Here is a 21,066-nt window from a genome sequence, read left to right as displayed (position 1 = left end):
TCCTTCCAAATGCTGGTAATTGAAAAACAAGTTTACCACCGATTGGTTAAATGTTCCAGTAATATTGAATATTTTGATTATTAATTAACCCGATGAATGATATTTCGCTTTTTAATTAACTTGGACCACTGCGCCACCTCCATTTTTCTTATAATAGTTTTATATTTTTAGGAAGGGGAGACGAAGCCCATTCAAAGATTAATCCTTTGCTGATTCAGATGCTGACCGGCATAGAGGTGAGGGAATATTAAATCAAAAAGAGAGGGGATATCTAGAACGAATCAATAAAAAAGTAAAGGATAGCCCCACAGTGTAGGATAAACTAAGGGGAAATATTTCGAAAGTTTTCCGCTACCGCTAAAAATTTTTGTATGTTAAGGCTATCAAATGTTTTTTAAAATAAAAAACAGAAGCACTTTCGCGCAACTGTTCGCAATAGTTATTAAAAAAACCTTTAATCTTGCTAATCATATTTAATACTAATCCCAGAGCATCCAGTGCAACTATTCTAATATTTTTACGGTCAAGGAGGAGTCCTACTTTTCTGTTTTAAAACTTTCCCAATCAAATGATCAGTTTCGCTCCTCCTCAGGCTTAAACTCAACTTCCGATCCATCCGGTGCAGCCAAGACAGTATTCCCAGGCTCTTTTTTTGCTAAAGACTCGACAACATACAATAATACATTGGCTGTTTTTTCTATTTCCTCGTATGATGTAAACTCCTCTTCACAATGACTGAGTCCTCCAACACTTGGTGCGAAAATCATGCCTGATTTTACGATTCCATTGACATATGTCGCATCGTGTCCAGCCGTGCTTAAAATATTTTGGTAGGAATAACCATGAACTTTTGCCCCTTCTTCAATCAAGGTGGTTACTTCATCAACAAATTCCGTACTTTCCGCTTTCCAATATTGCTCAATATTTACCTCTACATTCCTACGTCCGGCGATTTCCCGGAATTGTTTTTTGACTAATTCAATGGCTTTGTTACTGATGTCATCATTGAAATGTCTTATTATATACACAAATTTTACTTCACTTGCTGTAATCGTCTGTAATGAAGGATACACCTCAAATGTCCCGATTGCTGGTGATAAACCTTCAAATTGTTCTTTTAGACTATCGACGGCTAATACCATTTCTGAGGCGGCTACCAATGCATCTCTTCTTTCACTCGGCGAATGGGCAGCATGGGTTGATTGGCCTTTCACACAAGCTTCGAATCTTGTTTCTCCCGCAATTCCCTTAACAATACCAATTGAATTTTGGTTTTTTTCTAAAACCGTTGATTGTTCAATATGAGCTTCTACATAATAATCTACATTAAAGTTAATAAAACGATTTTTTGCTTCTCCGATGTAACCTATTTCTTCAAGACTTTCCCCGAATGTAATACCATTCTTATCCCTAAGTGAAAAAACGAACTCCTTTGTGAGATTGTCTGTAATCACCCCGGAACCTACCATGGGAACTCCAAACCTGCCGCCTTCTTCTGCTGTAAAGTTAACTATTTCTATAGGTCTTTCGGTTTCTATATTATTGTCATTAAGTGTTCGAATCACCTCGAGGGCGGATAAAACTCCTAATATCCCATCAAATCTCCCGCCTTTAGGCTGTGTATCCAGATGTGATCCGATCATTACTGCACCGGCATTCTTGTTTGTTCCGTCTCTTCTTCCATAAATGTTCCCCATATCATCGATCCGTACATGTAAACCTGCATCTTTAAGCCAACTAATAAAAACGTCCCTCATTTCCTTGTCTTCTTTGGATAGAGGTAATCTTGTCAATCCGCCACCTTTCGTTTTTCCTATGTTGGAACTTACCTCAAAGGTCGATTTCAATCGGGATAAATTAATTTTATTTAGTGAGTGATTCATTGCCAAGCAACTCCTAACAATCCAAATTTTATAAAATTACGCTTTCTTTACGTGGTCTACAGGGTCATCTACAATAATTGGATTATCAATATTCGCGGAATCCAAGTCTTCCCAGTATACTGCTTTTACCTGTTCAGTCTTATCATGCTTAGTCGCCAAGCTGATGATAATTAAGGAAAGCAGAGATACGGCCAATCCAATAAATGTCTGATCAATATTAATTCCTAAGAATGGCCAACTAAGGGATACTAAACCTGTAATTACCATGCTCCAGATCATGCCTTTTTTGGTTACTCCTTTCCAAAACATGACCGCTAGAAATGGAAAGAGCATGGTTGCAGCAGCCAATCTGATTGCCCACTGCCATAAGACGACGATGCTGGGTAAATTAAAAGCAATGATCAAACCAAGAAGAGATACAATTACGACAGCGATTCGTGATGCATTCAGAAGGTTTTTATCGCTCGCATTTGGATTTAGAATACGGGAATATACATCTTGGGTCAGATTGGAAGCACCCGATAAAATAAATGAATCGGCGCTTGTAACCAATGCAGCGATTAAACCAACGATTACAATTCCTCCAATGGCAGGGTGGAGCAGTTCACTTGTGACATACGAGAACAAAAAATCAGGATTAAAATCCGCTGGCACAAATTGTCGTGCAGCAATTCCAATGGAAAATGGCAGAATGGCAATCACGCCGGCAATCAAGAATCCTGTAATTCCTGCTTTTTTTGCGACTTCTTCACTTTTCGCTGCAAAAATTCGCTGCCATGTGGTCTGACTGATGATATAGAAAGGACCCACCGATAAAGCGAACAAAAGAACCTCGGTTAATCCAAATGGACCAGTCGGCGAAATAAACTCAGGCGGCGTAGAAGCAATGATTCCTCCAAGCCCCCCGGCGTAGAAAAGACTTGCAACAAACAAAATCAATACCCCTATGAAAAGAACAATCGATTGAATGGCGTCTGTAACTATTGTCGCAGGAAGCCCCCCCAATACCGTGAATCCAAGTATTAAAACAAACGACAAAAAGACAGACGATCCATAACCCATACCAAATGCAATGTTAAATACTGTTGACATGGCAATTAACTGTAAAGCCGTTCCTGGAACAGCAATAATAAGTGAAGAAATAAAGGAAGGTAAAATTCCTCCTTTGCCGCCAAAACGTTCGCCAAATAAATCTGCTAAAGTATAAAGCTTTTGTCTTCTTAAAGGTGCTGCAAAAAAATAGACTAAGAGTATCGAAAAAAGCACCCCAGGTAAGGCGAATTTTATATAACCGGAAACTCCGACACTGAATCCCATTCCCAGCCAGCCAACAAATACTGCGGCACCGGTCCAAGTAGAGATGGAAGTACCAGTAATCGACCAAAAACCCATGTTCCAGCCACCAATAAGATAATCATTATATGTTTTAACTTTTAACATATAATAGATACCCATCCCAAACATGAAGGCAAAATAAATGCCGATATAAAACAAATACCAAATCATGATATATTCCTCCTTTTCATATAACACATTTTTAGTTTCAAACGACTTTACCAGCGGTTTTTTCCAACACACTAAACTAAGTACCTTTAAATCATTCTGAAACGTATTTTGTGTTATACACCAGCAACCTTTCTTTGAGGAGTATCATAATTTTCCAATGGAAGCGGATACAAATTAATTGCCGTAGGAAGCATCGTTTTAAATTTTCCTCTCCTATATGCATTTTTGAGCGGGAGTTTGGGCTTGTAAAGAATCAAACGCGCTTTTTAATTAGACGTCCTTTGATCTATCCTATTTCGTTGGTTACACTTGCTGTTTATCTTGGAAGAAAAGACTTTGGCTGTGCTAAGACAGCCATTTTTATCTTTTATCATGATTGTTTGTTCTAAGTTCTTATTTTTTCACTGCCAACTCTACCTCTTGCTTTTGCATACCAGGGATTCTTGATAATGGTCGTCCGGCAGTAGTTAAAGCCACTGCTACCAATATCTCATCTTCATAAGGTGCATCCGGAACGGTTAAAGTGATTGTATCAATATGCGAAAAAACCCATTCGGAGTCTTTATAATGTACCGGGATATCAATGCTCGTACCGGGCGTGGCAATTTTTGCTGTAGATGGGATAATCGCGCGTGATGTATCTGGGCCGCCAATTGCACTTCTAATTGGGGATCCAATCTTCGGATGTATGGTTGCATGCCCATGTTCTATCTCCCCTTTTGGACCAACCATAACGGCCTTGCCATAACATTCTGCCTCTTCGCCGCTTTGCAATCGCAATCCTTCTACAGCTTTTTGTGAAAGGATTTCACCCAACTTTTCCCCGAAGCCGTATAACAGACTTAAGTCTTCTTGATACATATTTGCATATGGGTTTTTAAAAACCGCAGCTGCTACAGACCTTTTTATTGGTGTTTCTAATGGTTGGTCTTGCTCAACTACTACCTCATCTGTGAAAGAATATAGTTTTCTAATTTTAAGTTTTTTTTCCAAAATAATCTCCTCCTCATTATTAGAAAAAGCATTCGGTTATGGATGATACCAGTTTTTCTTTCTGTAATATTTCATTTAAGGGTTAACAGCTGTTAGGGTAGCCTTTTGAAACAAATCCCTTATCATATCGTAATCCTCCGATTTTAAAGGAAGCCGTGGAGATCGTGTTGGACCTGCAGGTTGATCTGCGAGTTCCATCATATATTTTATTGCCTGAATTAATTGTGGTCCGGCATCGTATCGGAACAATGGAACCAAATCGCGGTACAGTTGTCTTGCTTCTTCCCGTTTACTTTCTCTAGCCAAATTGAATAATTTAACACTCAACTCTGGAAGGGCATTTGCAACTCCGGATGTCCATCCGGTTGCTCCACACAACGCACCTTCCATTGAAAGGTCATCAACTCCAACCAGAACATCCAATGAGGTTTTTTCTAAAATTTCATGAATACGACGGATATCCCCGCTAAATTCCTTAATCGCCAGAATGTTTTCGAACTGCGACATCTTATCAAGTAATTCAGGGGTCAAATCAATTCCAAAGTCTCTCGGATTGTTAAAGACAATCATCGGTATCCCAACTTTTGATAATCTCTCGTAATGAGTCAACACCTCGTTCTCCAGCGGTTTGTAGCCGACAGGTGGTAAAGCTAGAATTCCATCCGCCCCGTTATCTAAGGCATGCTCCGCCCAATAAATGGTGTCTGCTGTAGAAGCAGCTCCTGTTCCGGCTGTAACCGGAACGCGGCCTTGGCTTGCTGTTACAGCAGTTTCCACTACTTTTTTACGTTCTTCTTTTGATAGAGTTGCATACTCTCCGACCGGACCGGCCGCAATTATACCGCTAACCCCCTTGGCAATAAGCCAGTCACAGATCTCACCTAATCGCTTATAGTCTACCTTGTGCTCCTTTGTCATCGGGGTAACCAAAGAAATGTGAACACCTTGAAAAATTGACATTCTATCTTCTCTCCTTAAATTAAGAATTGAATGTGAATCGAAGAAACTCATTGTGTTTGCTATTAGGAAACTCTTAAATATATTTCTTTATTTTCCTGCTAGCAGCCGATTGGCTAATGCCAAGTCGTTCGGCAACTTTGTAAGAAGAGCCTTCTTCTTCATACATTTCTGTTATAATGTTTTTTTCCACTTGGTTTAATATTTCTGGCAAGGTCATATCCTTTTTAGGGTGGACGATTGTCTGCATATGCTCAGGGAGATCCTGCATTTTTACAATAGGGTCATCTACTATAACGACAAGACGTTCAATCAGATTGCGTAATTCCCGTACATTTCCTTCCCATTCATAAGATAAAAAGGTCTCTAATACTTTTGGAGAAAGTCTAACCTGCTTGTTATATGTCTTATTATGCTGTTCCAAAAAACGATGCGTGAGCACCATGATATCTTCTTTTCTATCTTTTAAGGGCGGAATAGTGATCGGAAAAATATTTAAGCGATGGTACAAATCTCTTCTAAATGTACCTTCTTCAACGCTTTTCTTTAAATCTTGGTTAGTCGCTGAAATTACCCTGACATCGATATCCAGTTGCGTTAAAGTTCCTACGGGTCTGAATTGCTTTTCTTGTAAAACATGTAGAAGTCTTGCTTGCAGGTGGATAGGGAGTTCTCCAATCTCATCAAGGAACAATGTGCCACCATTGGCGATTTCAAATATTCCTTTTTTTCCATCGGGATTTCCACCTGTAAACATACCTCCCGTATAACCAAACAATTCGACCTCAATCAATGATTCGGGCAACGTAGCGCAGTTGATGATATAAAATGGCTGTTCTTTTCTATCGCTTAATTGATGTATTACTTTGGCAATCTCACTTTTTCCCACGCCAGTTTCCCCAAGTAGAAGTACATCACTATTGATTGTGGCTATTTTACGTACTTGATAAAGTGTCTTTTTCATTTCTTCGCTTCTTGAAATAATTCCTTCGATATTGCTCTCATGATGTACATTTCGTTTATACTGATTTAACTCATCTTCCATCTCCTCAACTAACTGGCGCAAAGCCATGATTTCGGTAAGATCCCTCGTGAATGAAATCACTCGTATCATATTTCCTTGATCATCATAAATTGGTTTTGCACGCGCATAGACATATCTGCCATTAATCCCTTTTTGAATTATTTCAATCGGGTGTCCTTTTTCAATTACTTTGACAACTGCAGAGGGTGAAAAAAATCCCTCTTCTTCTAATTTTTTAATATTTTTTGTTAATGCTTCCTCCCTTGAAAGGCCCATGAATGAAGCGCTTACCTTATTTAGTTTCAAAATGTTGGCCTCGGCATCCGTCAACAGAATGCCCTCGAATGAATACTCAAAGATATTCTCCAGCTCTTTATTTAATTGTTGCAACTCCTCTAAATTTTCCATCAATTTTTCTCCTTCCGATAATCGTCTCCTTTCACTGGATTTTACCACAAAGCCTTTAGTGGTTTATGAGCTTTCAAAAAACTCCTTATAGGGTTACTACATTAAAGACATATGCAAATACTATACCAAGTAATAAAAAGGCTTCAGACCAAGGAAAAAGAAATTTTCAATCCGAAAAATTAAGTCTAAAGGGACTCCAGTAAGTCTATTTAGACTTAAGTGTGGATGGTTTCGTACTTACAAAATTGTTTTAATTTACTACGGACTTAATACAAAGGGGAAGTGGAGAGGGCTTGGTAATATTACCTCGCATATGCATCTTCCCGAAATTTGTCCAACAAAGGAACACAGCCACCCGCAAATTTTTCCATTAAAAGTAACAAATATCACATTGACAACTTTTCCAGCATCCCTTAAGATAACAATATTACTTCAATACGTAAAAGCGTTGAACTATTACAGTAACTGTAGATGATTGGAGCAGCAGAGACCTGATGGGTGGTGGGAATCAGGCCAGCGTGTACGGTGAATTACAAATAGGAAGCTGACGATGTCCGGCTGAGGCCGTTATGAAATGAGTGAGCAGCAATAGCTGTTAACGAGGGTGGTACCGCGGAGCTTCCGTCCCTTTTGGGGATGGAGGCTTTTTTTATTTTATCCGAAAAGAAAGAAGGGGTTTGACATGAACAGAACATTGTCCGCACGAATGGCTGTCATTCCAGTATTAGCCTTGATGGGCGCCGCTGCGTGTTCAATTTTTATATGGAAAGCGGGTATGCATTTGCCGTTGATCATCGGCGTGATGGCAGCAGCGGTTGTCGCTGTTTTGGCAGGATGGAAGTGGGAGGAAGTCCAGGAAATGCTTGTGAAAGGCGTTTCAAGGGCATTGCCGGCGGTATTCATTTTATTATTGATCGGTATGATCATAGGTTCATGGATTGCGAGCGGTGTAATTCCCTCCATGATTTATTACGGTTTGGCTTCCATTCACCCCTCCTTTTTTGTACCGATGGTGGCGATTGTGACTGGAATTGTATCCATCACTCTTGGAAGCTCCTTTACATCTATCGCTACAGTCGGCTTGGCATTCATGGCCATTGGTGAAGGACTCGGTTTTTCGCCTGGATTAATTGCGGGTGCAATCATCTCCGGAGCATATTTCGGCGATAAATTGTCCCCGTTATCAGATACAACAAATATAGCACCTGTAATGGCAGAAACCGATTTATTTACCCATGTAAAACATATGCTGTGGGATACGATTCCCGCGTTCTTGATTGCTGTTGTTCTTTATGCTTTTATTGGACAGGCTTCTGCAGGTGGAGTTGAAACAAAGACGGTTGACGCAATATTGAGCGGTTTGCAAGAATCTTTCATCATCCATCCTGCACTGTTGCTCATGCCCGTACTGACCATTGTTTTGATGGCTAAGAAGACACCAGCGATTCCTGCTTTGACGGTAGTTGCCATGCTTGGAGCTGTGCTTGCGGTTATCGTTCAAGGTGAGTCCATCGGAGCTGTCGCTAACTCGTTGACAAGCGGCTATACAATCGAGTCGGGTGTCGAGGCGGTTGATTCACTGTTAAACGGGGGCGGGTTGCTTTCCATGCTTGGAACGGTCGGCTTGCTCATCATCGCTACCGGTCTCGGGGGTATCCTGGAGGAAACAGGTGCTTTCAAGGTGTTGACAAATCGAATGGTTGAAAAAGTGAAAAGTACAGGCTCATTGATCAGCATGACCATTTTTTCCACTTTTGTCGTTGCCTTTGCGAGCGGCGCCCAGTTCCTGGCCATCATCCTTCCGGCAAGAACGTTTGTTGAGACATATAAGAAAATGGGGATTCATACAAAGAATCTGTCCCGCTGTGTGGAAGCAGCAGGAACTGTCGGCATTAATCTTGTTCCCTGGGGTGTCCCGGCGGTATTTGCGGCTGGTGTATTGGGTGTAGGAGCAGGAGAATTTATCCCTTATGCATTTTTTGCGTTTTTGGTTCCATTGATTAATATCCTTTATGGATATACGGGATTGACGATTACGAGGACTGGATCAGAGAAAAAGAAAAAAGTTAGGGGGATTGCCTGATGTCGGATGTTTTTTTATATGTGCTAGGGACAGCGCAGGATGCGGGTATTCCACATCCCAACTGCTATTGCGACCATTGTAAAAGAGCATGGGAGGATAATAGTTTTAAAAGGCTTGCAGCTTCGATCGCTATTGTCTGGCCGGAGGAAAAACAGTGGCATTTGATTGATGCGTCGCCTGACCTAAGGGAGCAAATGGCTGCTTTGCAACGGAAATATGGGATGGAAGGGCAGTTGATGGACGGGATCACACTGACCCATGCGCATCTTGGTCATTATCCGGGTCTGCTTTTTTTGGGAAGAGAGGCGATCGGGGCAAAAGGCATCACTACTTATGCCGGCAAAAAAATGAAACAGCTGCTTGAGGAGTCTGCGCCATGGAGCCAGTTGACTGGCTTGGGGAACATTAAGGTGGAAGAAATAAATGAAGGCTCATGTATTCGAATCGGCGAGGGAGTGGTCGTCCGGCCGGTGGAGGTTCCGCACCGCAATGAGTTTTCAGAAACGTGGGGATTCTGGGTGGAAGGGCCGAACCGGAAGCTGCTTTATATTCCTGATATTGACCGTTGGGATGAGTGGGAGGTTGATCTCAGAGAAGCGGTGTTGGAAGCGGATATTTGCTTATTGGACGCCACCTTCCATTCCGTTAAGGAAATTGAAGACATGGGCCGCGATTACCGTGAGATCCCTCATCCGGTCATGACGGAAACAATGGAGCGTCTTCATGACTTGGCCGACACAACAGAAATATACTTTACGCACTTCAACCATACAAACCCTGCCATCGATCCCGACCATCCCTTTGCGAAACAGGTAAGGGAAGCTGGTTTTCATATCGCTGAGGATGGGATGGAATTGAGGTTGTAGGGGGTGGTGCCTGTCACTTCCCGAGTTTTGTCGAATGTTTTTAAGGATGATATGAAATCGGCTATTTTTTCTGCTCTAAATAAAATGAATGGTTTTTTCCGTGGTGCATTTGGAGAAAGGTTGGTCAGGGGGTCTTAATCTTATTCTCGGTCTCAACCATTTGCCACACACAAACAGGGATGTTGGGGGCAGCTGGTCAAAAGTAAATGGATGATGAATGGTTCCATAGTTAATGCAAACATAAAGCAGCAAAACCTAGAAAATGGTTATGCTGCTTTGTGTTTAGCAAGCCCTACTATAGCGATAGCTATAACCCATACTTCTTTAGCTTCCTTACAATGGTAGGTTGGCTAACCTTTAAAAGCTTGGCCATTTTTGTTGTACTATTGTATTTTTCACGGGCATCTTTTAATACACGAATTTCTGTAGCCTCCAGGATTTCCTTGAGAGATTTATGGCCAACTTCGATGAATGGGGCGGCCAGATGGGCTGTATTTATATTTTCAGGAAGATGTTCAGGCAGTATGACATCTTCTTCAATCGTTAACACCAGTCGTTCGATTATATTGGAAAGCTCACGGACATTGCCGGGCCAGGAATAGCGAAGAAGGCAATCGATTGTTTCATGAGTAAGATCCTTATGCCTGCCATATCGTTTATTAAACTTCTTGATCATATTCATTAAAAGGTTCAGTAAGTCTTCCTGTCTTTCTCTCAGCGGAGGGATCGAGATGTGAATGACGGATAGCCTGAAATAAAGGTCCTCCCTAAATGCTCCTTCTTTGATCCGTTCCTCTAAATTTACGTTTGTTGCTGCCACGAGACGGAAGTTCACTTCTTTTGGTTGAGCATCTCCAATCCGGTAAAAAGTCTTTTCTTGAATGAGCATTAATAATTTTGCTTGCACATTAACCGGCAACTCGCCGATTTCATCAAGAAAGAGTGTTCCGTTGTGGGCTTTTTCAACCAGCCCCACTTTTCCTTTTTGGCTTGCGCCTGTGAATGCCCCTGGCTTATAGCCAAACAACTCTGACTCTATAAGAGACTCCGGGATGCTGCTGCAATTGATCGAAACGAACTCTCCTTTTCTATTACTCTTCTTATGAAGCTGCTCAGCCAGAAGGCTTTTTCCCACACCTGATTCCCCAGTGAGCAGCACGGTTGCATCGGTATCTGCTACGCGATCCATCATCGACAATACCCGTTGCATGTTAGGGCTTTTTGCGACAACGTGGGAATCCTCCATTTGCAGTTTCTGATAGTATTGAAGTTCCTTTTTTACGTTCTCCAATTCGTTTTCTACTTTTTTAATATAAGATTTCATTTTCTCTATTTCTGTAATATCTTGCGAGTAACAGACGATATATTCGATGTTCCTCTTATCATCGTAAATGATATTCCCGGTCACAAGCAGCTTTTTTTCATTTCTCGTTTGTTGGATCAAGGTTTGCTTTTGACTGCTCTCGATGACCATTCTTGCAACGGAAGGGTAAAAAACTCTCTTTTTTTCTAATTCAAAGACGCTGTTTCCAATAATTTCGTCTTTATTCATTTTAAACCAGTATTCGGTTGAATCGTTTGCATAAACAATGGTTCCATGCTTGTCTGTGATGATGACATCTGTGTAGAGGCCGTCAACAATCTCTTCCCACCGCTCGCCAATCTCCAATGCCATTACCCCACACCCCCCAACGTATTCATATGAACATTATACATAATTGTATAGGCCTATACAATTATGTATAGGGAGAAAGAACCTTGTATTTGCGAGGGTTCCACTACTTTACTATACAATGTTGAATAAAAAGTAAGGTATGATAAAAACAACTTCCCTTATGTTGAGCGGTTTTTTCATTGGCACGCTAATTGCAATATCTATTGGCACGCTAATTGCAATATCTAATAGCAAGGTCAATAAAAATTATTCCGAACAACTAGGGGGACTGACAAATGAACGAGGAATTTAAAATATTTTATAACGGTACCATCTTAACGATGGACGAAAAAGAAAAAGTGGAAGCGGTAGCCGTACGCGGAGATCAAATTATCCGTGCGGGATCTCTGGAAGCCTGTGAAGAAATGGTTTCAGGAAAAGTAGTGGAGAAAATCGATTTAGAGGGCCGCTGCCTGATGCCTGGTTTTATTGATCCACACGCGCATCTGATGATGCTGGGGATGTGCCATACATGGATTGACCTGAGCTATCCGAAAGTAAAGAGCATTGATGATATTGTGGCCGAACTGTCTAAGTTCAAAGACACAATGAAAGATGGCGGAATGATCCGGGGGTTTGGATTTGACCAGCGGACTCTTGCAGAGAAGCGCTATCCGACCGCAGATGATCTGGATCGCGTGACAACGGAATATCCAGTACAGATTATGCATGTCAGCGGGCATTCCAATGTCGTAAATCATTTGTTTCTAGAGCAGTTAGAGATAGATGAACATACGGATGATCCGGAAGGCGGTGTCATTGGAAGAGATGAAAATGGAGTGCCTAATGGACAATTGTATGACAGCGCCAACGACTTTTTTGCTAAAAAGGCCGGTGTGGTGATTGGAAACAATGGACCGAACATTCATATGCCGGACACGCCTGATAATCTGTTGACACTTGTGGAAGTAGGGCAGGATCAATGTCTTGCAGCGGGCGTTACAACGATTAATGATCCGCAAGTGACGAAACAGGAGTTGGATACATTCGAAAGCTCCCGGGAAAAAGGTCAACTAAAGATGCGTATCGTTATGTCGTTCCTATCTACGTATCTGGATAAGCTGATCGATCTTGGCTTCCGTTCCGGATTCGGTGATGAGCAGCTTTCCATCGGGTCAATCAAATTTTATGCAGACGGATCCCTTAATTCGGGAACGGCTTATCTATCCTCCGGTTATTCAGACAGCAAGCGGACGCAGGGATATTTATATCATGAGCCTGAGGAATTCAAAGAGATGTTTGTCAAAGCACACAAACAAGGGTTTCAGACGATTACTCATGCGCAGGGTGACGGCGCCATCCAGGTCGTGATTGACAGTGCCAGGGAAGCGCAGAAGCAGAAGCCGAGAAATGATGTACGGCACCGTATTGAGCATTGCGGTCTACCAAGCAAGGATCAAATTGATGATCTCGCTGAATTGGATATTTGGCCTGTTCCTCAGCCGCAGCATGTGTTCCAATTTGGAGAAGGGGTTGTCCGTGCAGTCGGTGAACATGGAAATAATTATTCACCATATGGTTGGTTCAAGGAGAAAAATATTCCTATTGTTCTTTCATCCGATGCGCCGGTAGCACCACCAAATCCAATTCTTGCTGTGTATGCGGCGGTTACCCGCGAGACCCTGAAAGGGAATGTCATTGGGGCAGAGCATCGGATTTCACTGACGGAAGCTCTGAAGGGATATACCATTGAAGCAGCCAAATCGATTCATAAAGAGGGTATCATTGGTTCCATTTCAGAAGGAAAGCTGGCGGATTTCGTTGTTTTGGAAAAAGATCCATATGAAGTCAAGATAGACGAATTAAAAGAGATCAATGTTTGCGAAACATGGATTTCAGGGGAAAGAGTATACGCCAAACAGAATAGAAAAGAGAGGGCGGTTTCCAGATGATTTCAGAAAATAAACAGCATGTAATCGATTGGGTAGATGAGAATACAAATAAACTCTCCGATTGGAATCAAACGATTTGGCATTATGGGGAAACGGCCTGGAGAGAATACAAATCCTCTGCTTGGTATATAAAACAGCTAAGAGAACAGGGGTTTACAGTGGAAGAAGGCAGTGGCGGTATGCCCACTGCTTTCTGTGCCACTTGGAAAAACGGCGATGGACCGGTAATTGGCGGTTATGCAGAGTACGATGCCGTCCCTGGAAATTGCCAAGCAGCGGACACGGTGGAACGTCCGCGGGATGGATTGAGCAAATACGCCGGAGGACATACCGATCCACACTCCGCTTTAGGGATTGGCTCATTCGGCGGCTTCTTGGCAGCGAAGGCAGCCATGGAAAATTTCAATATTAAGGGGACGTTGAAGTTCTTTGGTGAACCGGCAGAAAAATTAAGAGGATCGAAGCCGATCCATGCGGCAAAAGGGTATTATGATGATCTGGATGCAGCGATTAGCTTCCATCCGTTCTACATGCTGCCTCTATGCAACACGACGCGGTGGGATACACATTGTGCCGTTGCTTTCTCGGCCATCTATACGTTCACATGCGATGAGCCGGAAACATGGCTCTCTTCTGGATCGGACTCGCCGATTCCGGCGTCTCATGCTGAAGCTCGCGCTCCTGGCGCAACCGATGCCGTTATAAATATGTACACGCTTTCCAAAATGTATCGAGAACATATGCTTTCTAACGGAATGGGTTGGTCCATGAATGAAACTATTTTAAACACTGGTCAGGCAACTGCAGATAATATTCCAGGACAAATGGCGCAAATTTACTATTTTATCCGTGTCCCGAATACGGAGATGGCTGAACAAGTCATGGAGGTTCTTGACCGCAATGCTGAAAGCGCTGCAAAAGTTGCTCACTGTAACTGGAAGCGGAACTGGATTGCGAAGTCACGTACGGGATTGGCCAATCACACGATGGCTGAGGCTACTTTTAACAATCTAAAAATTGCCGGCGCTCCAGTTTTTGATGAAGAAGCAATCAAGGTAGCACAAAAAATTCAGGAAAACCTTGGCTTCGAGCCGATGGAAAAACCATTTTTAGATGAAGTTGAACAACTGATAGATCCTGAAGAGGCTGAAAAAAAGCTAAGAGACATATTGCCTGCCTGGCAGCAACACTTTACATCCGATGATTATACGGAATACTGCTGGCATGCTCCTACGGTACGATTGTATATCGGAAGGCCAGCTTTGAAGTCTCCCAAACCAGGATACGCTTATCCAACTTGGGTGATGAATGCTCTTGGAGGAATACGGGAATGCATCGATCCAATGATCAAAAGTGCGTCAAAAACGGTTGGAATGACAATTATCGATTTATTGACACAACCAGAGCTTTTAAGGAAGGCCCAGGAGGAATTCAAGGAAAGAACAGGTGGCGGAATCAATGGAATCAAGTGGCAAGCTCCGCTTTGTGATTACGAGCCGCCAATTCATTACCGCTGGCCGGAATATGTGACAACGGAGCGTGGACATGAATGGGTCATACCAACAATGGAAGAAAAAGAATCATAGAAAGGGAGGGTTTTATGGCTAAAAATATTGTTGTCATTGGAGCATTAATCTTAACGTCTATTTTTGTACTTTTTGGGGTTATTGCTCCTGATAAAATGGGGGAACTCTCCAATTACATTTTATTTACTTTTATTGGCGAGAATTTTGGCTGGTATTATATGCTTGTTGCTTTTGCTTTTGTTGCTATCTGTTTATATGTGGCACTGTCAAAGTACGGAAATATCCGATTGGGAAAAGATACGGATAAACCGGAATTCAACCGTTTCACGTGGATCGCCATGTTGTACAGCGCGGGCTTGGCCATCAGTTTGTTCTTCTGGGGTGTAGCAGAACCTGTTCTCATGTATATCGATCCGCCGTTTGGCGCAGGAGAAACAAAGGAATCTGCCGAAACCGCCATGCAATATACCTTTTTTCATTGGGGGCTGCACAGTTGGGGCTCCTATGCCATTATCGGCTTAATCATGGCCTATTTTCAATACAGGAAGAATACTTTACCATTGATAAACGAAACCTTGGAGCCGTTGCTGGGTAAAAGGGCGTTCGGGCCAATAGGCAAGTTTATTAATATCCTTGCTATCTTTGCAGTAATCAGCGGAATCACTACCTCATTGGGACTTGGGGTCAAGCAAATGGGAGCAGGGTTTGATTATGTATGGGGAATTGAAAACAATTTTACGAATCAAATAATACTCATTTTGTTTCTTACAACGCTTTTTATCATTTCTGCAAGTACTGGAATCAAACGTGGGATTAAGTGGCTATCCAATATTAATATTGTGCTGGCGCTGACAATTATGATGTTTATTTTTATAGCCGGACCAACACGCAATATCCTAAGCATTCTTGTTAATGGTACAGGTGATTATTTGCAGAATTTCATTAGTATGAGCTTTCATTTAGAGCCATTTCTTAATGATTATACATGGCAGGCCGGCTGGGACTTTTTCTATTGGGGGTGGGCAATTAGCTTCGGTGTATTCGTTGGCCTCTTTATAGCGAGAATTTCCAAAGGGAGAACAATTCGGGAGTTTATTTTTGGAGCAATGCTCATTCCAACTATAGCTACTATGATTTGGTACTCAACTATTGGGGGAAGCGCACTTTATAATATTGTAAACTTGGGTAACAATGAGCTGGCAAATCGGATATTGGAAAATATGGATACAGCATTATTTTATTTCTTGCAGTTGTTCCCGTATAGCCCTGTTCTTATATTTATGACCTTTATATCCCTTATTATTTTCTTTGTCACATCTGCAGACTCTACTGTGTACGTGCTCGGAATGTATAGTGAGGAAACTATAAACCCTACAAATAAAAGCAAGATTATGTGGGGTGCAGTTATTGCTGGAGTGGCGATTGCACTTCTGTTGAGCGGCGGTTTAACCCCATTGCAAACCGTATCTGCTGTGGCAGGGTTGCCATTTTCTGTAGTTGTACTATTCATGTGTGCATCATTCATTAAGTCATTAAGGAATGAAAAGTTGGGCAGCAATTATGAACCAAAAGAGGATATCGAATCTTGCGAAGTCGGAGAAAGAGAAGTGGGATAAAAAGAGTTTGGTGTCATATCCCGAATGGTATCGAATAATCAATAGGGTGTAAGATGTTGCTAGGTGTGCTTAAAGCGATCTTTTAAAGGGATTTAATGACCAAAAAATTACTCTTATTTGCCTTTGTGCCGGCATTGACTCTGGCCTGTTACCGTTTCTGATTTGATATATAGATTTAAGTGACAAGTTTCTAGTAGTATGTTAATCTGAAAAAAATGAACAATTTACCCACTGGAGGTGCCCTTGAAAAGGGCTGAGATCAAAGTGATTGACTTTGGGACTCCTGGAACCTGATCCAGTTCGTACTGGCGGAGGGAAGTGGCAAAACGTAAATCAATTGTATGCTATACACTGTTTACATGAAGCGCTGCTTTCTTCTATGAAAGCGGCGTTTTTTTATTTCCCAACCGTTTGAATGGTATACAGATCAGCACTGTTGTTCAGTTACATCAGCATTTTAATGACCCAAAAGGAGTGGAGATCATGAAAGCATATGACCATATTATTATCGGCGGCGGTGTAATCGGTTGTTCCATTGCCTATCGCCTGGCTGAGGAAGGCTTAAGCGTGGCGATATTTGATGCAGGTAAAGCCGGACAGGCCTCTATGGCGGCAGGCGGCATGCTGGGTGCGCAAAACGAGTTTGAGCGGGAAAACCCGTTGTTGGAAATGGCATTGGAAAGCAGGATGATATTTCCTGCCCTTCGTGACGAATTGTTGTCTGAATCAGGCATTGACATTGAATTACGAACGGCCGGCCTAGTAAAAACAGCTGCCACGGAATCGGACCGGGATGAGTTGCACCGACAATTTCGCTTTTTATCTAAAAAAGACCCATCCATTCAGTGGCTTGAGCCGGAGGAAGTGCCGAAAGTCGAGCCTTGTATGACGTCCCGAACGGCCGGTGCTATTTTACTGGAAAAAGACCATCAAGTAAAAGCGCCACTGCTAGCCAAGGCTTTTTTGAAAGCAGCGGTAAATGCTGGCGTACATGTATACGAGGAAACAAAAGTTTTACGTCTGGTGATTCAGCAAGGTCAGATATCAGGGATCGATACTTCGATTGGTCCGTTTCATACAACTCAAGTCATGGTTGCAGCGGGTGCTTGGAGCAGCAGTCTCTTGGCCGATACAGACTTTTCCTTGCCAGTCATTCCTGTCAAAGGCGAATGCTTATCGATTCGATTGGCCGGACCTGCACCGGTCAAAACAGTTTTTGCTGTAGATGGCTGTTATATTGTCCCGAAGCGAAATAAAGAAATGCTGATCGGAGCAACGTCTATTCCCGGTTCCTTTGATACGTCTGTAACGGCTCGGGGCATTCTCTCTCTATTGAAGCGGGCTTCCCGCCTGTTGCCCGTACTGCTTGATGGAACGGTCGATCGAACATGGGCAGGTGTGCGCCCTCAAGCGGCTGATCATTTGCCGGTCATGGGTTCCCACCCGTTTATCGAGGGTCTGCATATATGTACCGGACATTACCGAAACGGTATTTTGCTAAGCCCCATTACGGGTATACGGATGAAGGAGTATGTAAAAGGCTGTCAAAAGGTGAAAAAGATGCTTACGCCTTTTTCTCCGGGACGGTTCTCTGTTTAAACGGTGCCTGTTATTCACTGAAGCTATTTCAAACGCCGTATGTAAGATGACTTTGATAGATAAAAGGTATGCAAAAATACTAAATATCTTTGATAGGATGGGAATGCTCTACGCTAGCCGTTATATTCATCTATACTCGGTGAGGCGAATGTGGAAATCCTGAAGACTACCGCTGTAACAGCATTATTATGAAGGGGTGGACTGCTGGGTAGCCACCATCCAGGAAGTTTTTCGGATAGTGGGGAGGAGAGGCGCAATTGTGTTACAAGGGATGATGGAAAGTGGAGAGGAATCTAGGTAATGATAGAAAGCCGAAACCACGTTGCTTTTCGGGTAGTGAGCGGCACTAATCAATCCTTTCTCGCCTGCTCAAGCAACGCCCGGATTCTTGCTTTGTAAGGATCTTCTGGAATCGTTGCTTTGACATCCCCATACACCCGGGTTTGACAGCTTAGGCGAACTCCTTTTGCCAAATTTTCCTCTCCCAGCTTCCATTTTTCTTTTTGTGATGGCTCTGAAATATTTACCTGGTCCTCAATCGAAACTTTACATGTTAGACAGGAAGCTTTACCGCCGCATTTTTGTCTTAAAGCCACTCGGCCTAGAGTCGCCGTTTGTAAAATGGTTTTTCCTTTGGCTACATTTACACTTTTTAACAATGTATCTTCGCTGTAGAAGTTGACCGTAGGCATATAGCCCCTCCTTGTTACCTATAAAAAATATTTGTTATTGCCAATCATACCATTTTTGGTGCCTTTCCCTCCTCGGATTTTGTCGAAGGGCACAGGTTTTAAATTGATGTAGTCCGGGGTAATTTTGAATTTGGGCAATACCGTACAGATTTAATGTAGAATTATCATATGTCCTTTTTCAATTGATACGGACCGGAATCTTAAAAAGGTTTTTTCTTAGTATTTAAAGAAACACTTTCAATACTTCTAATATAACAACTAAAACTGTTGTGGTCATAGCTTTCTAATTTGCGTCTTTCAATTTCTTTTTGTAAAAGAGAAATAAAAAATGGATCAACCTCATTGATTTCGATGGCTTTTTGATACGAAGTTATTAGAAGATTGTCTGAAAGTCTGTTCATCTCTTCACCCTCAACAACTTGTTATATTTTAAAGCTAAACGATTAATCGCGACCATCATGTTGTCAACCTGTTAAATGATATTTTTAAAATTGATGGAATAGTATAAAAGAATTATAACAAAAGTACTACAGGCGGCACAAGTAGATGTCTGTCAATCCCGGACTTTGCACGAAAGTCCGGATTTTTTATGACATCGTAAAGGATGGGTTGTCACTATATAATCTGTTATCTGTTGCCTGAAAAAAATGGCATTATTAGCTCATTCCCTCAAAATATTCCCTAATAACCATCTACTCACATTAGTTTATACTAAAATAATAATTTGGGGTGGACAAACGATAGGTTTTAATGCATAATAATGCAATGCGATGGATTTTTAAAAGTTATTATTGTTATTTCAGCATAGATTTAGCGGGCGTGGATTTTTATGAAAATATAAACGCGTTCAACAGTAGCATAGAGTTTGTACACGGGAAAATATGACAGCAAGGTGAGATAAAAATGAGTCTTCAAGCTAAGGAAATACCTATTAAGAATAAGACGGTTTCGTTGCGGTCCTATTCGATTGTTCATTATTTGAAGTTTATCATTCCGTCTTTGATCGGAATTTATTTGTTTATGGTGCCTGTGAAAACAGAGGATGGAATTACAATTCCGGTTGCTTTTTTAGCAGGGGCGATCAATGACTTTTTGGTTGATTATGTACCTGTTGCAGCAACGTGGTTAATGATGATATCAGTTTTAGTATCGATTGTTGCCCGGATTTCCAAACCGAATTTTATCATGGGAAATTCATTTCTTCGTACTGTTTTTTATGCGTCCAACGGTTGGCTTACGCTACGAATTTTGGGATCGGTTTTTGCATTCATGTCAGTTTATAAGGTAGGTCCGGAATGGATTCGCAGTGAAAATACCGGCGGACTACTGGCTTATGATTTGATTCCAATTCTAGTTACGACGTTTTTATTGGCAGGATTTTTCCTTCCATTGTTACTGAACTTCGGTCTGCTGGAGTTGTTTGGTGCGCTGCTGGCAAAAGTGATGCGTCCTATTTTTAAAATTCCTGGACGCTCTTCACTGGACTGCTTGGCATCATGGGTTGGGGATGGCACGATCGGCGTGCTCTTGACTTCCAAGCAATACGAAGGCGGTTATTATACGAAGCGCGAGGCCGCTGTTATTGCAACAACATTTTCAGTTGTGTCAATCACTTTTACAATTGTAATAAACTCGTATTTGGATTTGGGAGAATATTTCCTTGAGTATTATGCGACAATAGTAATCGCTGGATTGGCTGCAGCGATCATCATGCCTCGGATTCCTCCATTGTCCAGAAAGCCGGATACGGGCTACGAGCATACAGAATTAAAGGTCGAGGAAGGTATTCCTGCGAACGTTCATCCGCTTAAACATGGAATCAGCGAAGCGGTTTTACAGGCGAACAGAAATAAAAACGTATCGTCCATCGTAAAAGAGGGCTTCAGAAATGTCATCGAAATGTGGTTGGCCGTCATTCCGGTGGTCATGGCGATCGGAACGATGGGTGTCGTCATCGCGGAATACACGCCGGTCTTTAAATATCTGGGCATGCCGTTCATTCCGATCCTTTCCGCATTGCAAATTCCGGAAGCAGCTGCGGCATCGCAGACAATGATCATCGGATTTGCAGACATGTTCCTGCCTGCCATTATCGGAAGCGGGATTGAAAGTGAAATGACACGGTTTGTCATCGGCTGTGTGTCCGTTACGCAACTTGTGTATTTGTCCGAAATGGGCGGATTGCTTTTGGGATCCAAGCTGCCGGTCAATTTGAAGGACTTGATTCTGATCTTCTTGTTGAGAACGGCGATTACGTTGCCAATTGTAACGTTGATTGCACATTGGGTGTTTTAAGATATTGTTGAG

Annotated in this window: 15 protein-coding genes, 1 riboswitch and 1 other annotated feature; of the genes, 7 read left to right on the top strand and 8 right to left on the bottom strand. The window is 42.1% G+C overall.

The window, feature by feature from the left end; translation table 11 throughout:
- Positions 1–572: 572 nt before the first annotated feature.
- The 5 genes from D4T97_RS10595 to D4T97_RS10575 form a co-directional block, all read right to left on the bottom strand.
- A complete protein-coding gene (locus D4T97_RS10595) occupies positions 573–1,883 on the bottom strand; it encodes a Zn-dependent hydrolase (protein ID WP_126050477.1) in 1,311 nt (436 codons plus the stop codon).
- A gap of 36 nt (positions 1,884–1,919) precedes the next feature.
- The gene (locus tag D4T97_RS10590) at positions 1,920–3,389 is read right to left on the bottom strand and encodes a sodium:solute symporter family protein (RefSeq protein WP_126050475.1); all 1,470 of its coding nucleotides are present in this window, start codon (positions 3,387–3,389) and stop codon (positions 1,920–1,922) included.
- Positions 3,390–3,782: 393 nt separating this feature from the next.
- Positions 3,783–4,382: an amino acid synthesis family protein gene (locus D4T97_RS10585; protein ID WP_164525535.1), complete on the bottom strand. Its 600-nt coding sequence runs from the start codon at positions 4,380–4,382 to the stop codon at positions 3,783–3,785.
- Positions 4,383–4,457: 75 nt separating this feature from the next.
- Positions 4,458–5,342: a dihydrodipicolinate synthase family protein gene (locus D4T97_RS10580; RefSeq protein ID WP_126050471.1), complete on the bottom strand. Its 885-nt coding sequence runs from the start codon at positions 5,340–5,342 to the stop codon at positions 4,458–4,460.
- Positions 5,343–5,415: 73 nt separating this feature from the next.
- Positions 5,416–6,771, bottom strand: coding sequence for a sigma-54 interaction domain-containing protein (locus tag D4T97_RS10575; RefSeq protein WP_206435557.1), 1,356 nt, complete (start codon positions 6,769–6,771; stop codon positions 5,416–5,418).
- A gap of 439 nt (positions 6,772–7,210) precedes the next feature.
- Positions 7,211–7,403 (top strand) — a binding site (T-box leader).
- Between the two features lie 50 nt (positions 7,404–7,453).
- Between D4T97_RS10575 and nhaC the strand changes: the two genes are divergently transcribed.
- Positions 7,454–8,854, top strand: coding sequence for a Na+/H+ antiporter NhaC (gene nhaC, locus D4T97_RS10570; protein ID WP_126050467.1), 1,401 nt, complete (start codon positions 7,454–7,456; stop codon positions 8,852–8,854).
- Positions 8,854–9,720, top strand: coding sequence for an MBL fold metallo-hydrolase (locus tag D4T97_RS10565; protein WP_126050465.1), 867 nt, complete (start codon positions 8,854–8,856; stop codon positions 9,718–9,720). Before nhaC ends, D4T97_RS10565 begins: the two co-directional genes overlap by 1 nt.
- A 307-nt stretch (positions 9,721–10,027) precedes the next feature.
- On the opposite strand, the gene D4T97_RS10560 is transcribed toward D4T97_RS10565, so the two are convergent.
- Positions 10,028–11,395, bottom strand: coding sequence for a sigma-54 interaction domain-containing protein (locus tag D4T97_RS10560; RefSeq protein WP_126050463.1), 1,368 nt, complete (start codon positions 11,393–11,395; stop codon positions 10,028–10,030).
- A 275-nt stretch (positions 11,396–11,670) separates the two neighbouring features.
- On the opposite strand from D4T97_RS10560, the gene D4T97_RS10555 reads away from it, so the two are divergent.
- The 4 genes from D4T97_RS10555 (at position 11,671) to thiO (ending at position 18,067) form a co-directional block, all read left to right on the top strand.
- Positions 11,671–13,326: an amidohydrolase gene (locus D4T97_RS10555; RefSeq protein WP_126050461.1), complete on the top strand. Its 1,656-nt coding sequence runs from the start codon at positions 11,671–11,673 to the stop codon at positions 13,324–13,326.
- Positions 13,323–14,912: a zinc-binding metallopeptidase family protein gene (locus tag D4T97_RS10550; RefSeq protein ID WP_126050459.1), complete on the top strand. Its 1,590-nt coding sequence runs from the start codon at positions 13,323–13,325 to the stop codon at positions 14,910–14,912. Before D4T97_RS10555 ends, D4T97_RS10550 begins: the two co-directional genes overlap by 4 nt.
- Before the next feature lie 14 nt (positions 14,913–14,926).
- Positions 14,927–16,468, top strand: coding sequence for a BCCT family transporter (locus D4T97_RS10545; protein WP_126050457.1), 1,542 nt, complete (start codon positions 14,927–14,929; stop codon positions 16,466–16,468).
- Between the two features lie 223 nt (positions 16,469–16,691).
- Positions 16,692–16,802: riboswitch (TPP riboswitch) on the top strand.
- A gap of 149 nt (positions 16,803–16,951) precedes the next feature.
- The gene (thiO, locus tag D4T97_RS10540; RefSeq protein ID WP_126050455.1) at positions 16,952–18,067 is read left to right on the top strand and encodes a glycine oxidase ThiO; all 1,116 of its coding nucleotides are present in this window, start codon (positions 16,952–16,954) and stop codon (positions 18,065–18,067) included.
- A gap of 350 nt (positions 18,068–18,417) precedes the next feature.
- Here the strand turns inward: thiO and D4T97_RS10535 are convergent, their stop codons facing one another.
- Together D4T97_RS10535 and sda are read right to left on the bottom strand one after the other, a co-directional pair.
- On the bottom strand, positions 18,418–18,759 hold the full coding sequence (locus D4T97_RS10535) for a 2Fe-2S iron-sulfur cluster-binding protein (protein ID WP_126050453.1): 342 nt from the start codon (positions 18,757–18,759) through the stop codon (positions 18,418–18,420).
- Positions 18,760–18,959: 200 nt separating this feature from the next.
- Positions 18,960–19,160 carry a sporulation histidine kinase inhibitor Sda gene (gene sda / locus D4T97_RS10530; RefSeq protein ID WP_126050452.1) on the bottom strand — a complete coding sequence of 67 codons (201 nt, stop codon included), beginning with the start codon at positions 19,158–19,160 and terminating at the stop codon, positions 18,960–18,962.
- Positions 19,161–19,662: 502 nt separating this feature from the next.
- Between sda and D4T97_RS10525 the strand changes: the two genes are divergently transcribed.
- Positions 19,663–21,054, top strand: coding sequence for a YjiH family protein (locus tag D4T97_RS10525; protein ID WP_126050450.1), 1,392 nt, complete (start codon positions 19,663–19,665; stop codon positions 21,052–21,054).
- Positions 21,055–21,066 lie beyond the last annotated feature (12 nt).

The organism is Siminovitchia acidinfaciens (genome assembly GCF_003605385.1).
Taxonomy (GTDB): domain Bacteria; phylum Bacillota; class Bacilli; order Bacillales; family Bacillaceae_C; genus Siminovitchia; species Siminovitchia acidinfaciens.
The sequence above is the reverse complement of the archived record's forward strand: the minus strand, read 5'-3'. Positions and strand labels throughout refer to the sequence as shown.

Coding starts and splice junctions, on each gene's coding strand:
- D4T97_RS10590 (WP_126050475.1), bottom strand. CDS start 3,389: ATGATTTGGTATTTGTTTTATATCGGCATTTATTTTGCCTTCATGTTT.
- D4T97_RS10535 (WP_126050453.1), bottom strand. CDS start 18,759: ATGCCTACGGTCAACTTCTACAGCGAAGATACATTGTTAAAAAGTGTA.
- D4T97_RS10565 (WP_126050465.1), top strand. CDS start 8,854: ATGTCGGATGTTTTTTTATATGTGCTAGGGACAGCGCAGGATGCGGGT.
- D4T97_RS10555 (WP_126050461.1), top strand. CDS start 11,671: ATGAACGAGGAATTTAAAATATTTTATAACGGTACCATCTTAACGATG.
- D4T97_RS10545 (WP_126050457.1), top strand. CDS start 14,927: ATGGCTAAAAATATTGTTGTCATTGGAGCATTAATCTTAACGTCTATT.
- D4T97_RS10575 (WP_206435557.1), bottom strand. CDS start 6,771: ATGGAAAATTTAGAGGAGTTGCAACAATTAAATAAAGAGCTGGAGAAT.
- D4T97_RS10525 (WP_126050450.1), top strand. CDS start 19,663: ATGAGTCTTCAAGCTAAGGAAATACCTATTAAGAATAAGACGGTTTCG.
- D4T97_RS10595 (WP_126050477.1), bottom strand. CDS start 1,883: ATGAATCACTCACTAAATAAAATTAATTTATCCCGATTGAAATCGACC.
- thiO (WP_126050455.1), top strand. CDS start 16,952: ATGAAAGCATATGACCATATTATTATCGGCGGCGGTGTAATCGGTTGT.
- sda (WP_126050452.1), bottom strand. CDS start 19,160: ATGAACAGACTTTCAGACAATCTTCTAATAACTTCGTATCAAAAAGCC.
- nhaC (WP_126050467.1), top strand. CDS start 7,454: ATGAACAGAACATTGTCCGCACGAATGGCTGTCATTCCAGTATTAGCC.
- D4T97_RS10580 (WP_126050471.1), bottom strand. CDS start 5,342: ATGTCAATTTTTCAAGGTGTTCACATTTCTTTGGTTACCCCGATGACA.
- D4T97_RS10560 (WP_126050463.1), bottom strand. CDS start 11,395: ATGGCATTGGAGATTGGCGAGCGGTGGGAAGAGATTGTTGACGGCCTC.
- D4T97_RS10550 (WP_126050459.1), top strand. CDS start 13,323: ATGATTTCAGAAAATAAACAGCATGTAATCGATTGGGTAGATGAGAAT.